Source organism: Nocardia sp. NBC_01329 (assembly GCF_035956715.1).
In the GTDB taxonomy this organism is placed as follows: domain Bacteria; phylum Actinomycetota; class Actinomycetes; order Mycobacteriales; family Mycobacteriaceae; genus Nocardia.
The window spans coordinates 4,750,896-4,764,271 of record NZ_CP108381.1; the positions used below are offsets into that span (position 1 = coordinate 4,750,896).

Genomic DNA, 13,376 nt, shown 5'->3' on the forward strand with positions numbered 1-13,376 from the left:
CTTCAGGAGATCTCCAGACGTGACCCGGCTGGTACTCGCGTCCGCGTCCCCTGCCCGCCGGTCGGTGCTGCGCGCCGCCGGCATCGACCCCGTAGTCCGCGTATCGGATGTGGACGAGGACGCTGTCGCGGCAGCCCTCCCGGCCGGTACCGGGCCACGGGAAGTGGTGGTCGAACTGGCCCGGGCGAAGGCCCGGGCCGTGGCGGCCACCCTGAGCGATGGAGCCATCGAGGGTGACCCCGATCTCGTCGTCGTCGGCTGCGATTCGATGCTGCTGATCGATGGCGAGTTACAGGGCAAACCGCATACGCCGGAGGTGGCGCTGGCGCGCTGGCAGGCGATGGCGGGCCACTTCGCGGATCTGGTGACCGGACACTGCGTACTGCGCCTGCGCGACGGTGCCGTCACCGCCGAGGCGACCGATTGCAGCGCCACCACCGTGCACTTCGGTAAACCCGATCCCGCCGAACTGGACGCCTATATCGCCACCGGCGAACCGTTGCAGGTGGCGGGCGCGTTCACCCTCGACGGGCTGGGCGGCTGGTTCGTCGACCGGATCGACGGAGACCCGTCCAGCGTCGTCGGGATCGGTCTACCACTGCTGCGCCGACTGCTCCAGGAAGTGGGCGTTGGCGTCGCCCAGCTGTGGACCGACCGCCTCTGACGGCGATACGCCGCGGAACCCGCGCCCGGCCTGTTGCCGGGCGGACGGAGCCAGCGGTCCGGTAGCGGCCGGGAACGGGTCCGAAGCCGACGCGGCCGACGCGGGCGGCAACTGACTGCCCGGCGGAACCGTCTGACCCGAGACCCGCGACAACCGCGCCGCTTGTCCTGCGGCCGGATCGATCCGGCCCGGCTGCGGCCGGCGGCGAGCGCCGGTCACGCCGGATTCCGCCGGTTCCTCGACCGGAGCGCGATCCGGTGATGGAGCGACCCGCCGTAACCGCACCTCGCACATCTCCTCGGCCACGAACGGGACCAGTTCGGCCTCCACCGTGCCCTGCGCCCCGGAACGCTCCAGCAGAGCGGCCAACAGACCGCGATGCACCCCGCACACGACATCGGTGTGGGTACGCGCCAGATCGCGCAGCGGACAGGCCGTCAACCGGACCACCGCGCTCTCCTCGGGATCACGGGCGCCGTTCTCGCGCCCGTCCCGCTCGGGGGCGAAACCCAGCTCCGACATCAACGAGACGACGCGGTCCTTGGCATCGCGTACCGACTCGATCGGTTCTCCGGCCGTATCGAGTTTGTCGCCCCAGGCCCGCCCGGCCGCCAGACCGGCGGCCGCGCGTCGTTCCGCGTCGGGCCCCAGCTGGTCGGCGAGTACTTGGGCCAGATCCTGGTATCCGATGGTCCGCTGGACAGCCTTGTACCCGATCCGCGGCCGCCCACGACCGCGTGGCGGCTGCTGGAACTGCCGGACCAGCGACTCCCTGGTGAGGATGTCGAGATGGAACCGCACCGTGGTGACATGCTGGCCGGTGATCTGCGCCAGCTGCTGTGCGTCGAGAGGCTCGCTCGCGCCGCGGAGGATCGCGAGCAGGCGTCGCCGCGGCCAAGAATCAGACATAGCTCACCCCTCCTTCGGGGAGACTTTATCGGAGACATGTGCGACTAAATCGCCCATTGCACCGACTTTGTGCTCTTCAACAAGTTCACCTCGAGTCACACTTACTATCCACGGTGCGGCTCGAACCTGTCGTCAGCACTGCCCGCCTCCTGTGAAGGAATCCGAACGTGCCCGTCGCCCCGGACCCATATCCTGCCTTCGCCTCCTATGCTTACCCACACCGTCTGGTAACCACGGAATGGCTGTCGGCAAACCTCGGCACGCCCGGCCTGAAGATCATCGAATGTAATGCCGACGTCCTCCTCTACGGCATAGGCCATGTTTCCGGTGCCAGCAAGCTCGACTGGCGCAGCGACCTCGACGACCCGGTGACCCGTGACTATATCGATGGCGAGCGGTTCACCGAACTCATGCGCTCCCAGGGCGTCGAACACGACGACACCCTTGTGCTGTACGGCAATGACGGTAACTCCCACGCCGCGCACGCGCTGTGGCTTTTGACCATGTTCGGTCACACGGACGTCCGCCTGCTCGACGGCGGTCGCGACACCTGGATCGGCGAGGGCCGCGACACCGTCTTCGAAACCCCCGAGCCGCCCCGCAGCCGGTACCCGCACACCGAACGCGACGATACGAGTTTCCGGGCCTTCCGCGAGGACGTCCTCGGCCACCTCGGCGAACCACTCATCGATGTGCGCTCGCCACACGAATACGCGGGCAACCCCGGCGAGGGCGGACCGGGCACGGCCCTGCGCGGCGGGCATATCCCCACCGCCGTCAACGTCCCCTGGACCGACGCGCTCACTTCCGACGGCCGCTTCCGCAGCCGGACCGAACTGGACGAGATCTACGGCGCTATCGATGCCGGGCCCATCACCGTCTACAGCGGGGTCGGCGAACGATCCAGCCACACCTGGTTCGTCCTGAAGTACCTGCTGGGCCGGGAATCCGTACGCAACTACGACGGCTCCTGGACCGAATGGGGCAATTCGGTCAAGATGCCGATCGCAACCGGCCGATTATGAGCGGCGCCACCCCGCCAAGAAACCCCGAACATCACCTCCCACACCAGCCGCAGTACCGAACCCGCATCCCCGCGGCCACGCAACCGCATGAGTCGAGTTTTACGAGACACCCCAAAGGGTTGAGGCCGTCTCGCCGTTCAGGCCTCGAAGCGCATGCGCCGAAGGCGCGAGTCTCGAGGCCTGAACGGCGAGACTTCAGGGCCTCAACCCCGCGCGCGCCAGCGCGCCAAAAACACAGCACCTTCACGAGCGAGCTCACCTCCCACCCTCACGAGCAAGCCCACCCCAACACCTCACCAGCAAACTCACCCCACACCCTGACCAGCAAACTCACCCCACACCCTCACCAGCAAACTCACCTCTCATCCCTACGAGCAAGCCCACCCCAACACCTCACAAGCAAGTTCACCCCACACCCGCCCGAGCAAGCCGCCCTCCCCTCAGCTGCGGAGGCAGCCCCCGGAGGCACCGAACTCGGCATCGACCTCACCGACCGACCCAGAGCACCACGGCCCGAACCGGATCCGGTCTCGAATCATTTCCGGCCCGGACACCGACAGCTACTGACGTAGTCCTCCCGGAGCAAGCCCACATCCCGCCCCATGACCTGACCCACGGATAGGCAGGCCTCCCCCACTTCGGGTAGGCCTGCCTATCCCGGGCACTCCCCCGGCCGCCGAGGCCGGTGATCCGGATGGGCTCAGACGCTCAGCGCGTTTCGGGCCCGGGATCGTTCCACATACCCAGCCGAGAAGCATTGTGATCTGGGACCTACTCCCCGGTAGCCCTATCCGAGTTCCGCCTTTGTTGGCAGACTGCCTACACTCGCCCCGAGACAGTTAGTGTCGACCACGGGCGCGGAGCCCGCTTAGCGGATCCGAACCCACGGACCCGGAGCCCCACCATGCGATCCGATCCCCTTCGGAAGCCGGACAGCGGACCCCGATCCGCGGGAGCGGAGCCGAAGCGCGGCCCATCCCGCACATCGAACAAAGAGATTGCACACAGGAGGCTCAGTGCCCAGCCATGCCAGCGCGCGGATCACGAAGGTACTCGTAGCTAACCGAGGCGAGATCGCCGTGCGCGTTATCCGGGCGGCCAAGGACGCCGGTCTCGGCAGTGTCGCGGTTTACGCCGAACCCGATGCCGACGCACCCTTCGTCGAGCTCGCCGACGAAGCCTTCGCCCTCGGCGGGCAGACCTCTGCCGAGTCGTACCTGGTCTTCGACAAGATCCTGGATGCCGCCGCCAAATCCGGCGCCGACGCCATCCATCCGGGTTACGGCTTCCTCTCCGAGAACGCCGACTTCGCCCAGGCCGTTCTGGACGCCGGGCTGATCTGGATCGGCCCGTCGCCGCAGTCCATCCGCGACCTCGGTGACAAGGTCACCGCGCGCCATATCGCCGAACGGGCGAAGGCGCCGATGGCGGCGGGCACCAAGGACCCGGTGAAGAACGCCGACGAGGTCGTCGAATTCGCGAAGCAGTACGGCGTGCCGGTCGCGATCAAGGCCGCGTTCGGTGGCGGTGGCCGCGGTATGAAGGTCGCGCACACCATCGAGGAGATCCCCGAGCTGTTCGAGTCGGCGACCCGCGAAGCGGTCGCCGCTTTCGGTCGGGGTGAGTGCTTCGTCGAGCAGTACCTGGACAAGGCCCGCCACGTCGAGGCCCAGGTCATCGCCGACCAGCACGGCAACGTGATCGTCGCCGGCACCCGCGACTGCTCGCTGCAGCGCCGTTTCCAGAAGCTGGTCGAAGAGGCTCCGGCCCCCTTCCTGACCGACGACCAGCGCGCCCGCATCCACGCGTCGGCCAAGGCCATCTGCAAGGAGGCCGGCTACTACGGCGCGGGCACGGTCGAATACCTGGTGCAGGGCGATACCGTCTCATTCCTCGAGGTGAACACCCGCCTGCAGGTCGAGCACCCGGTCACCGAGGAGACCTCCGGTATCGATCTGGTCCGCCAGCAGTTCCGGATCGCCGACGGCGAAGAACTGGAGATCACCGAGGATCCGACCCCGCGTGGGCACTCCTTCGAGTTCCGGATCAACGGCGAGGACGCGGGCCGCGGCTTCCTGCCCGCCCCCGGCCCGGTCACCGCGTACTCCGAGCCCACCGGCCCGGGCGTGCGCGTGGACTCCGGCGTGGTGCAGGGCAGCGTTATCGGCGGCCAGTTCGATTCGATGCTGGCCAAACTGATCGTCACCGGTGAGAACCGGACTCAGGCCCTGGAACGGGCGCGGCGCGCGCTCGCCGAGTTCCAGGTGGAGGGTCTGGCCACGGTCATCCCGTTCCATCGGGCGATCGTGGAGGATCCGGCCTTCATCGGCGACGGTGAATCGTTCGACGTCTACACCAAGTGGATCGAGACGGAGTGGAAGAACTCCGTCGAGCCGTTCACCGGCGGCGCCCCGGCCGAAGAGGACGACGAGCCCCGGCAGAAGGTCGTGGTCGAGGTCGGCGGTCGGCGGGTCGAGGTTTCGCTGCCGAATTCGTTCTCGGTCGGTTCCGGCGCTCCGGCAGCGGCAGGCGCGGTCCGCAAGAAGCCGAAGCCGCGCACGCGCGGCGGTGCGGGCGGCGGCGCCGCCTCCGGTGACGCGGTCACCGCACCCATGCAGGGCACGGTCGTCAAGGTCGCGGTCGAAGAAGGCCAGACCGTCGAGGTGGGCGATCTGATCGTGGTGCTCGAGGCCATGAAGATGGAGAACCCGGTCAACGCGCACAAGGCCGGGGTGGTGACCGGTCTGAGCGTGGCCGCCGGTGCGGCGATCACGCAGGGCACCGTCCTCGCCGAGATCAAATAACGGTTCGGCGTCGCGGCCGCCTCGCTGTGGGCCGCGACCGGTATGCGACAGCATGCCGACCAGCGAACCAACAGTAGATGCACACTCACCGGAGCGGGTGCGCGGCCGATGGCCGCCACCCGCTCCGGCGTATGGTGACCCGGTGAGTCCAGGACATCCGACGGTCGCGGAGGTGATCCGCGACCGTTTCGCATCCGGTAGCCGGGCCGACGGTCATCGGCTCGTCCTCGTCATCGAAGGCGGCGGCAGCCGCGGGGTGTACTCCAGCGGGATGGTGCACGCGCTGGAGGAGCTCGGGATGGCCCGGATCTTCGATGCGGTGTACGGCACCTCGGCGGGCGCGATCAACGCGGCCTGGCTGCTGTGCGGCCGCGCGGGCCGGGGATTGAAGGCATGGACCGACGCCGCGATCATGCGCCGGGCGATCGATCCGGCCCGGATGCTGCGCGGCCGGCCCGCATTCGATCTGAACTATCTGGTCCACAAGGTGTACGACGGACTGCATCCGATGGATTTCCCGGCCATCCTGGCCAACGAGACCACCTTCCATCCCATCGCCACCGATATCCGCACCGGCGAACCGGTGGACCTGCACCCTTTCATCGTCGACAAGGCGACACTGCAGACCGCGCTGCGCGCCTCCGCCGGACTGCCGCTGCTGGCGGGTCCCCCGGTGGAACTCGGCGGGCGCCGGTACTTCGACGGCGGCCTCGCGGAAACGGTCCCGGTACGCAGCGCCCTGAAAGCCGGCGCCACCCACGCACTCGTGCTGCGGACCCGGCGCTCCGACGAGCGACGCCCACCGGCGCCTCGGCTGCACGATGTGGTGGGCGGCACGTATATGCGGTTCATCGCGCCCGGTGCCTACCGGGCATGGAAGCTGCGGCCCGGTCAGCAGGCGCTGGAGGACGGGGCGATCACCGGGATGGGTGCGTCGGCGTGCCAGATCCATCCGCCGGCCGGATCACCGGATATCAGCAGCGTCGAAACCGATCCCGGGATCCTGGCGCGCGGAATGGAGATCGGCCGCCGGGTGGTGGCGGAGATCTTCACCGAACTGTCTTCGGTCAGTCGAAGCGGATGCCCTGGGCCAGGGGGAGTTCGGTGGAGTAGTTGATCGTGTTCGTGGCGCGCCGCATATACGCCTTCCATGCGTCCGATCCCGATTCGCGGCCGCCGCCGGTGTGTTTCTCACCGCCGAACGCGCCGCCGATCTCGGCGCCGGAGGTGCCGATGTTGACGTTGGCGATACCGCAGTCCGAGCCGTCGGCGGCGAGGAAGCGTTCGGCCTCCCGCTGGTCGGTGGTGAAGATCGCCGACGACAGCCCCTGCGGGACGCCGTTGTGCAGGGCCAGGGCTGCATCGAAATCGTCGTAGGTGAGAACGTAGAGGATCGGGGCGAAGGTCTCCTCGCGCACCACCTCGGTCTGGGCGGGCATCCGGACGATCGCCGGGTCGGCGTAGAACGCACCGGGACCCACACCCGCGGGTTCGACCCGGTCACCACCGCACAGCACCTCACCGCCGTCGCCGCGGGCACGCGCCAGCGCGTCCCACATCCCGGCCCAGGCGTCGGGGCCGCACAGCGGACCCACCTGGACGCCCGGGTCCAGCGGGTTGCCCACCCGCAGCTGCCGGTAGGCGCGCACCAGGCGGTCGCACAGCTCGTCGGCCACCGACGCGTGCACGATGAGCCTGCGCAGAGTGGTGCACCGCTGTCCGGCAGTGCCGACAGCGGCGAAGACGATGCCCCGTACTGCCAGGTCCAGATCGGCGGAGGGGCCGACCACGGCGGCGTTGTTCCCGCCCAATTCCAGTAGGCAGCGGCCGAACCGGGCGGCCACGCGCGGGGCGACCGCGCGCCCCATCGTCACCGAACCTGTCGCACTGACCAGCGCGACCCGTTCGTCGTCGGTGAGCCGGGCTCCGGCGGCCGCCGAACCCAGGACGAGCTGATGGATTCGTTGATCGGCGCCCACCGTATCGGCCGCGCGGCGCAGCAGCGTATGGCAGGCGAGCGCGGTCAGCGGGGTCCGGTCCGACGGCTTCCACACCACGGTGTCGCCGCAGACCAGCGCGAGCGCGGTGTTCCAGGCCCAGACCGCGACCGGGAAGTTGAAGGCCGAGATCACGCCGACCACCCCGAGCGGGTGCCAGGTCTCCATCAGCCGGTGGCCGGGCCGTTCCGAGGCCATCGTGTAGCCGTAGAGCTGGCGCGACAGTCCGACCGCGAATTCACAGATATCGATCATCTCCTGGACCTCGCCGCGCGCCTCGGCGGGAATCTTGCCCACTTCGAGGGTGACCAGTTCGGCGAGTTCGTCCTGGTGGCGCCGCAACAGGACGGCCAGTTCGCGTACTACGGCGGCCCGCTGCGGTGCCGGAACGAGGCGCCAGGAACCGAATACGGCAGCGGCAGCCGTGAGGGCGGCATCGATCTCGGCGGGTGAGTCGGGCCGCAAGCCGATCAGCACTTCACCGTCGATCGGGCAGTGCACACGCATCTCCCCGGTGGCCGGCGGATCGACCTCCAGTACACGCAGCAGAGTGCCGATCCGCTCGGCGTATGCGGCGGTCACGGTCTCGCGGTCGGTCTCGGTCATCACGAACTCCTCGGGGTGGGCCGGACGAAATGCACTGTGCGAAGAGCAGGGCCGGAGAATGAACGTTCACAACACTGTTCCGGCGGTGTGTCCGCTACGTTAGCCTTCGCTGATGGCGGAAACACCGGCAAAACCAGCCCTGGACGAGATCGATCGCCTGCTGATCCGGGAACTGATGGCCGATGGACGGGCGACCCTGTCCAATCTGGCCGAGAAGGCGAGTCTTTCGGTATCCGCCGTGCAGTCACGCGTGCGCAGGCTCGAGGCGCGCGGCGTGATCCGTGGTTATACCGCGAACGTCGATCCCGAAGCACTGGGACAGCTGCTGTCGGCATTTGTGGCGATCACTCCTCTCGATCCCTCCCAGCCCGACGACGCCCCGGCGGCACTGCAGAACATGCCCGGTATCGAGGCCTGCCATTCGGTGGCTGGCGACGAGAGCTACATCCTGCTGGTGCGGGTGGCCTCACCGCGGCATCTGGAACAGTTGCTGCAGCAGATCCGGGCGACGGCCAATGTCCGAACCCGGAGCACCATAATCCTGCAGACATTCTATGAAAAGTAGTCGATACCGTAACAAGTCCCTTTAGTTACGGACTTGTCAGAAAATCTTTCTGACAAGCCGGGTTCGGTCCCGTACCGTCGGAGTGTGACCATCGAACTGGAGCACTCCGGCACGGGCGGTGGCAGAACCAACGGCCGCATCCCCGCCTCTCGCGTGTTCGAGACACTCTCGGCCAATATGCTGGCCGACGGTTTCGATCTGGTACTCGACCTGAGCGCATCCCACGGCCGCCATCTGGTGGACGCGCGCGACGGCACCGACTACCTCGATATGTTCGGTTTCTTCGCCTCCAGCGCCCTCGGCATGAACCATCCCGCGCTGGCCGGGGACGCCGGGTTCCGCGCCGAATTGCTCACGGCCGCAGTGAACAAGCCGAGCAACTCCGATATCTACACGGTCGAGATGGCGCGTTTCGTGGAGACCTTCGTCCGGGTGCTCGGCGATCCGCGCCTACCGCACCTGTTCTTCATCGACGGTGGCGCGCTCGCAGTGGAGAACGCTCTCAAGACCGCGTTCGACTGGAAGAGCCGACACAACCAGATGAACGGTCGCACAACATGTCCCGGGTTCGAAGGTGGCGTCCTGCACCTCACCGGCGCATTCCACGGCCGTACCGGATACACCCTGTCGCTGACCAACACCGACCCGGTCAAAACCGATCGGTTCCCCGCCTTCGATTGGCCACGAATCGAAACACCCTGCCTCGGAACAGGTATCGATATCGAAGCGGCCGAGCGCCATGCACTGGAGCAGGCAGCGCGCGCGTTCACCGAACGGCCCAACGGGATCGCCTGCTTCATCGCCGAGCCGATCCAAGGCGAAGGCGGCGACCGCCATATGCGGCCGCAATTCCTGCGGGCCGTCCAGGACCTGTGCCACGCCAACGACGCGCTGTTCATCGTCGACGAGGTGCAGACCGGCGTCGGGATGACCGGAAGTACCTGGGCCTACCAGCAGCTCGGACTGGAGCCGGATGTGGTGGCGTTCGGGAAGAAGACCCAGGTGTGCGGGATCATGGCCGGTGGCCGGGTGGACGAGGTCGGCGACAATGTGTTCGCCGTGTCCTCGCGCCTGAATTCCACCTGGGGCGGAAATCTCGCCGATATGGTGCGGGCCACCCGAATTCTCGAGGTGATCGAACTCGACGGACTGGTCGACCGGGCTGCCGAACAAGGCCGCTCGCTACTGGACCTGCTGCGCGAACTCGCCGACCGGCATCCCACGGTCACCGAACCGCGCGGCCGGGGGTTGATGTGCGCCGTAACTCTATCCGACACCGCCTTCCGTGATGCGGTACTCACTACCCTGCGCGAACGCGAACGGGTGCTGATGATCGGCACCGGTGAGCGCGGTATCCGGTTCCGGCCGCCGCTGACCGTGGAGCCCGATGAACTCACGGCGGCGGTGGCCGCATTGGACCGCGTACTCACCGACCTCGGCTGACCGGCCCCGGCTCGCGAACCGGTCAGGCCGGGTCGGGACGCAAACCCAGCGCGCCCTCGGCGAACCGGCGAACCGCCGGCTCCGCGACGTCGAGCGCCTCCCGGTGGCCGGGAAGTGCCCAGCTCTCGATCTCGGCGGTCCCGTCTCGTCGAGGGGTCACGCCGATCTCGGCCACCAGTTCCGCGGTGGTCGGTTCACATACCGCCCAGGAGAAGCGGGACTCCTCGGCCCACTGGGTACGCCGCCGGGTGACGTACTCCGGATCGGTGATCCCGTTCGCGGCCAGCGCCGGCCGGTCGTCGATCCGCTCATCGGCCCGCAGCGCACGCAGATACCATGCGCCCGCATTGATCTCGATCGCCTCCATCCGCTCACCCTGGCACAGCCCGGCGCCGGCGTTCGCTCCGCCTGTGCGCCTACGGCGTACCGCCGCCCTCTTTCCACCCGTGCACGGATTGCCGATGGGCATCGCCGACCGCGCCCACTAGGGTCGGGGTACAGTCCGGCCCCGGGCGGGCCCGGACCACCGTGACCGTCCGGACCGCGGGTCGGCGGTGATCGGGAAGGGTGCGTCATGACCGGGCAGCGATTGGGCCGTTACCGGCTCGAGCGATTGCTGGGCCAGGGTGGGATGGGTCAAGTGTGGCTCGCACACACCGAACCGGCCGGCGGACGCCCGGGCGGCCGGGTCGCGTTGAAGCTGTTGCCCGCCGAACTCGCCGCGGATCAGACCTACCGGAGCCGGTTCGAACGCGAGGCCGAGCTCGCCGCCCGCCTGCACGACAGCCATATCGTGCCGATCGACGCGCACGGCGCGCTGGACGGCCGGTTGTTCATCGAAATGGAATTCGTCGAGGGCGACGATCTGGGCCGGACCCTGCGCACGAGCGGCGCGCTGCCGCCGGTGCGCGCAGTCGATATCGTCGCTCAGACCGCAGCGGCGCTGGATGCCGCGCATCGGGCCGGACTGGTACACCGGGATGTGAAACCGTCCAATATCGTCGTCCGGCGCGACGGCTTCGCCTACCTCATCGACTTCGGTATCGCACGCGGCGCCGACAGCGCCGCGCTCACAGCATCGGGACTGGCGGTCGGCACCTGGGCGTATATGGCCCCCGAACGGTTCACCGGGCATTCCGACGCCCGCGCCGATATCTACTCCCTCGGCTGTGTGCTCTACGAATGTCTGGCCGGGGTCCGGCCGTTCGGCGCGACCGATCCGGCCCGGCAGATGCACGACCATCTCACGACCACCCCGCCCAGTGTGCGCGCCCTGGTGCCGGGGATTCCGGCGGAACTGGACCGGGTGATCGCCCGGGCGATGGCGAAGGAGCCCGGGGATCGCTACCGGAGCGCCGGGGATTTCGCGCGGGCCGCCACGGCCGCACTGGCGGGGACCGCCACCACCGTACTGGCGGGGACCGCCACCGCCCAGCCGGGGACCGCGAGCGCTGCGGATCCAGCCGTCCGGGCGGCCGAGCATCCCGGGACCCGCCACTACGAAGCAGATGACCGGCCCGAACCCGCGGCTGCCCACCCGGGAACCCGCGCCTATACCGAACACCGTCCCGGCGAGCCGGTGCCCTCCCCCGCCTATCGGCCGACCCGGGTATACACCGACCACGCGCCCGGAGGGGCGGCGCATCCTCCCGCTCATCCGCCCACCCGGGCCTATACCCGGCTGGAGACCGGGATGCGGCCGGGCTACGCCGGCAGCCCGGCACAGACCGCCGGACCCGCACCGCACAGCCGGGGTGGCGGCGGTCCCCCGGTCGCCCCGAACCGCCCCGCGCCGCACTATCCGGGCCCGCCGCCCGGTCGGCGCGCACCGCGCACCCGCACCAGAACGCCCCGGCGCCGCAAGAACAGATCGCGGCGGCTGTTGCTGTGGCTGATCGTGCTCGTCGTGGTGCCGCTGCTACTGATCGGCGGCTGTGTGGCCGCACTGTTCGAAGGCGCCGGATCGATCCGGTTCTTCAGTGGTGACGACAGACCGGCGAATGCGACCGTCGCGGATCCGGGCGTCCCGGTCCGGGACGGCAATTTCGAGTTCGCGGTGCTGAACGTGGAATCAGGGGTGCGCGCCGTCGGTATCGAACGCGCCGAGGGGACCTTCGTGGTGGTCAGCTTCACCGTCCGAAATATCGCGGACCAGTCGAAGACCTACCTGCCGCTGGGACAAGAGCTCAACGATACGGCGGGCGCGAAATACAGCCCCGATGTGACCGCCACCGCCCAGCGCGCGGCCGCCGCGGCCGCTCCGCGAAACCTGCGACCGGGCGAATCGCTGGGTACCCATCTGGTCTACGGACTGCCCGCCGGATCGGTGCCGGCGAGCATCACCTTCCGCGATTTCCCGCTGTCCTTCGGCACCACGGTCGCCGTGGACGCGCAGTAGTCCGAGGGACCCGGCCGATCAGTTCAGCCGTAAGGTCCACGCGGTGCGATAGTGCAATCGGACCCGAGCCCCCGGCGCCACATCGAATCGCCAGAAAGACTGCGGCGCGGAGTCCAGGGCGACGACCAGGACCGCCCGGATCACCGCTGGATGCGTCACCGCGAGAGTGTGCGGCTGTGCCTCGGCGACCACCTCGCCGAGCCATCCGCGGACCCGTTCGATCAGGTCCAGAACCGACTCGCCACCGTGGTGGCGGTACCCGGGCTCGGTCAGCCAGCGCCCCACCTCCTCCGGTGCCAGCAGGCCGAGTTCCGCACCACGCCAGGCACCGGCATCGAGATCGCGTAATGTCGATAGTGGTGCGGCGTCCAGGCCCAGTAGTCGGGCAGTCTCTCCGGTCCGCCGCTCCGGGCCCGCGAGCACCAGTGCGCCCGCCGGTGGTTCGACCGCCCGGTCCGCCAGCGCCGCCCGCCCCGCCGGGGTGAGCGGTTCGTCGGCCGGGAACCGCGCCGCCCGCGACGCCTCGGTGACGCCGTGGGAGATCAAGTCGAGTTTTCGAACACCAGGCACCGTCGAAGCATAGAAATGCCGGACTGTCACCGGTAGCCGGTTCGTACCGGCTCCCGGCCCATCGTGCCCCGCTGCCAGCAGGAGGTGATCGAGGATGACAGATATTCTGATCCGCGCCGTTCCCGGTGCGGTCATCGACGAGATCGACCGGCAAGCCAATGGCCTGGGTATTTCCCGAACCGAGTTCCTCCGCCGCCGACTCAGCCGGGAGTTCCGGCCGGTCGGCTGGTTGACCACCTCGGATCTGGTCCGGCTGGCCGGACTGATCGGCGAGGATCACACCCCCGACCTGCTCTCCCCCGATGTCCCCGAGACCGAATTCGCCGATCCGGGTCTCACCGGCCCCTATCTGGTCGAGGAGGCCCCGGGCTGACCGCTTCCACACCCGGCCGGCC

The 13,376-nt window shown here is 68.6% G+C and carries 12 protein-coding genes; 8 read left to right on the forward strand and 4 right to left on the reverse strand.

Going from position 1 to position 13,376, the window contains the following annotated elements; genetic code table 11:
• Nucleotides 1-19 precede the first annotated feature (19 nt).
• Complete coding sequence (locus OG405_RS21490; protein WP_327148266.1) at nucleotides 20-664, forward strand: Maf family protein; 645 nt, start codon at nucleotides 20-22, stop codon at nucleotides 662-664.
• Here the strand turns inward: OG405_RS21490 and OG405_RS21495 are convergent.
• Nucleotides 593-1,573 carry a helix-turn-helix transcriptional regulator gene (locus tag OG405_RS21495; protein ID WP_327148267.1) on the reverse strand — a complete coding sequence of 327 codons (981 nt, stop codon included), beginning with the start codon at nucleotides 1,571-1,573 and terminating at the stop codon, nucleotides 593-595. The genes OG405_RS21490 and OG405_RS21495 overlap by 72 nt on opposite strands.
• Before the next feature lie 167 nt (nucleotides 1,574-1,740).
• On the opposite strand from OG405_RS21495, the gene OG405_RS21500 reads away from it, so the two are divergent.
• From OG405_RS21500 to OG405_RS21510, 3 genes are all read left to right on the forward strand, one after another.
• Nucleotides 1,741-2,598 carry a sulfurtransferase gene (locus OG405_RS21500; RefSeq protein ID WP_327148268.1) on the forward strand — a complete coding sequence of 286 codons (858 nt, stop codon included), beginning with the start codon at nucleotides 1,741-1,743 and terminating at the stop codon, nucleotides 2,596-2,598.
• A gap of 1,016 nt (nucleotides 2,599-3,614) precedes the next feature.
• Nucleotides 3,615-5,402, forward strand: coding sequence for an acetyl/propionyl/methylcrotonyl-CoA carboxylase subunit alpha (locus OG405_RS21505; protein WP_327148269.1), 1,788 nt, complete (start codon nucleotides 3,615-3,617; stop codon nucleotides 5,400-5,402).
• A 142-nt stretch (nucleotides 5,403-5,544) separates the two neighbouring features.
• Nucleotides 5,545-6,519, forward strand: a complete 975-nt coding sequence (locus OG405_RS21510) for a patatin-like phospholipase family protein (protein WP_327148270.1) — start codon at nucleotides 5,545-5,547, stop codon at nucleotides 6,517-6,519.
• Here OG405_RS21510 and amaB read toward each other — a convergent pair.
• Nucleotides 6,470-8,005, reverse strand: coding sequence for an L-piperidine-6-carboxylate dehydrogenase (amaB, locus tag OG405_RS21515; protein ID WP_327148271.1), 1,536 nt, complete (start codon nucleotides 8,003-8,005; stop codon nucleotides 6,470-6,472). The genes OG405_RS21510 and amaB overlap by 50 nt on opposite strands.
• Before the next feature lie 112 nt (nucleotides 8,006-8,117).
• Here amaB and OG405_RS21520 point away from each other — a divergent pair, with 112 nt between their 5' ends.
• Nucleotides 8,118-8,570 (forward strand): Lrp/AsnC family transcriptional regulator, encoded by a 453-nt coding sequence (locus OG405_RS21520; RefSeq protein ID WP_327148272.1) that lies wholly within the window; start codon nucleotides 8,118-8,120, stop codon nucleotides 8,568-8,570.
• 84 nt (nucleotides 8,571-8,654) lie between these two features.
• Entirely contained in the window at nucleotides 8,655-10,013 is a 1,359-nt protein-coding gene (gene lat, locus OG405_RS21525) for an L-lysine 6-transaminase (protein ID WP_442790589.1), read from the forward strand.
• 22 nt (nucleotides 10,014-10,035) lie between these two features.
• Here the strand turns inward: lat and OG405_RS21530 are convergent, their stop codons facing one another.
• Nucleotides 10,036-10,380, reverse strand: coding sequence for a hypothetical protein (locus OG405_RS21530; protein ID WP_327148273.1), 345 nt, complete (start codon nucleotides 10,378-10,380; stop codon nucleotides 10,036-10,038).
• Between the two features lie 207 nt (nucleotides 10,381-10,587).
• On the opposite strand from OG405_RS21530, the gene OG405_RS21535 reads away from it, so the two are divergent.
• Nucleotides 10,588-12,411 carry a protein kinase domain-containing protein gene (locus OG405_RS21535; protein ID WP_327148274.1) on the forward strand — a complete coding sequence of 608 codons (1,824 nt, stop codon included), beginning with the start codon at nucleotides 10,588-10,590 and terminating at the stop codon, nucleotides 12,409-12,411.
• An 18-nt stretch (nucleotides 12,412-12,429) separates the two neighbouring features.
• Here OG405_RS21535 and OG405_RS21540 read toward each other — a convergent pair whose 3' ends face one another.
• Entirely contained in the window at nucleotides 12,430-12,981 is a 552-nt protein-coding gene (locus OG405_RS21540; RefSeq protein WP_327148275.1) for a histidine phosphatase family protein, read from the reverse strand.
• Nucleotides 12,982-13,075: 94 nt separating this feature from the next.
• Between OG405_RS21540 and vapB the strand changes: the two genes are divergently transcribed.
• Nucleotides 13,076-13,354: a type II toxin-antitoxin system VapB family antitoxin gene (gene vapB, locus OG405_RS21545; protein ID WP_327148276.1), complete on the forward strand. Its 279-nt coding sequence runs from the start codon at nucleotides 13,076-13,078 to the stop codon at nucleotides 13,352-13,354.
• Nucleotides 13,355-13,376: the final 22 nt, after the last annotated feature.

Bases quoted from the DNA above. Each gene is read 5' to 3' on its own strand.
- OG405_RS21495 (WP_327148267.1), bottom strand. From the start codon at position 1,573: ATGTCTGATTCTTGGCCGCGGCGACGCCTGCTCGCGATCCTCCGCGGC.
- amaB (WP_327148271.1), bottom strand. From the start codon at position 8,005: ATGACCGAGACCGACCGCGAGACCGTGACCGCCGCATACGCCGAGCGG.
- OG405_RS21520 (WP_327148272.1), top strand. From the start codon at position 8,118: ATGGCGGAAACACCGGCAAAACCAGCCCTGGACGAGATCGATCGCCTG.
- OG405_RS21530 (WP_327148273.1), bottom strand. From the start codon at position 10,380: ATGGAGGCGATCGAGATCAATGCGGGCGCATGGTATCTGCGTGCGCTG.
- OG405_RS21535 (WP_327148274.1), top strand. From the start codon at position 10,588: ATGACCGGGCAGCGATTGGGCCGTTACCGGCTCGAGCGATTGCTGGGC.
- vapB (WP_327148276.1), top strand. From the start codon at position 13,076: ATGACAGATATTCTGATCCGCGCCGTTCCCGGTGCGGTCATCGACGAG.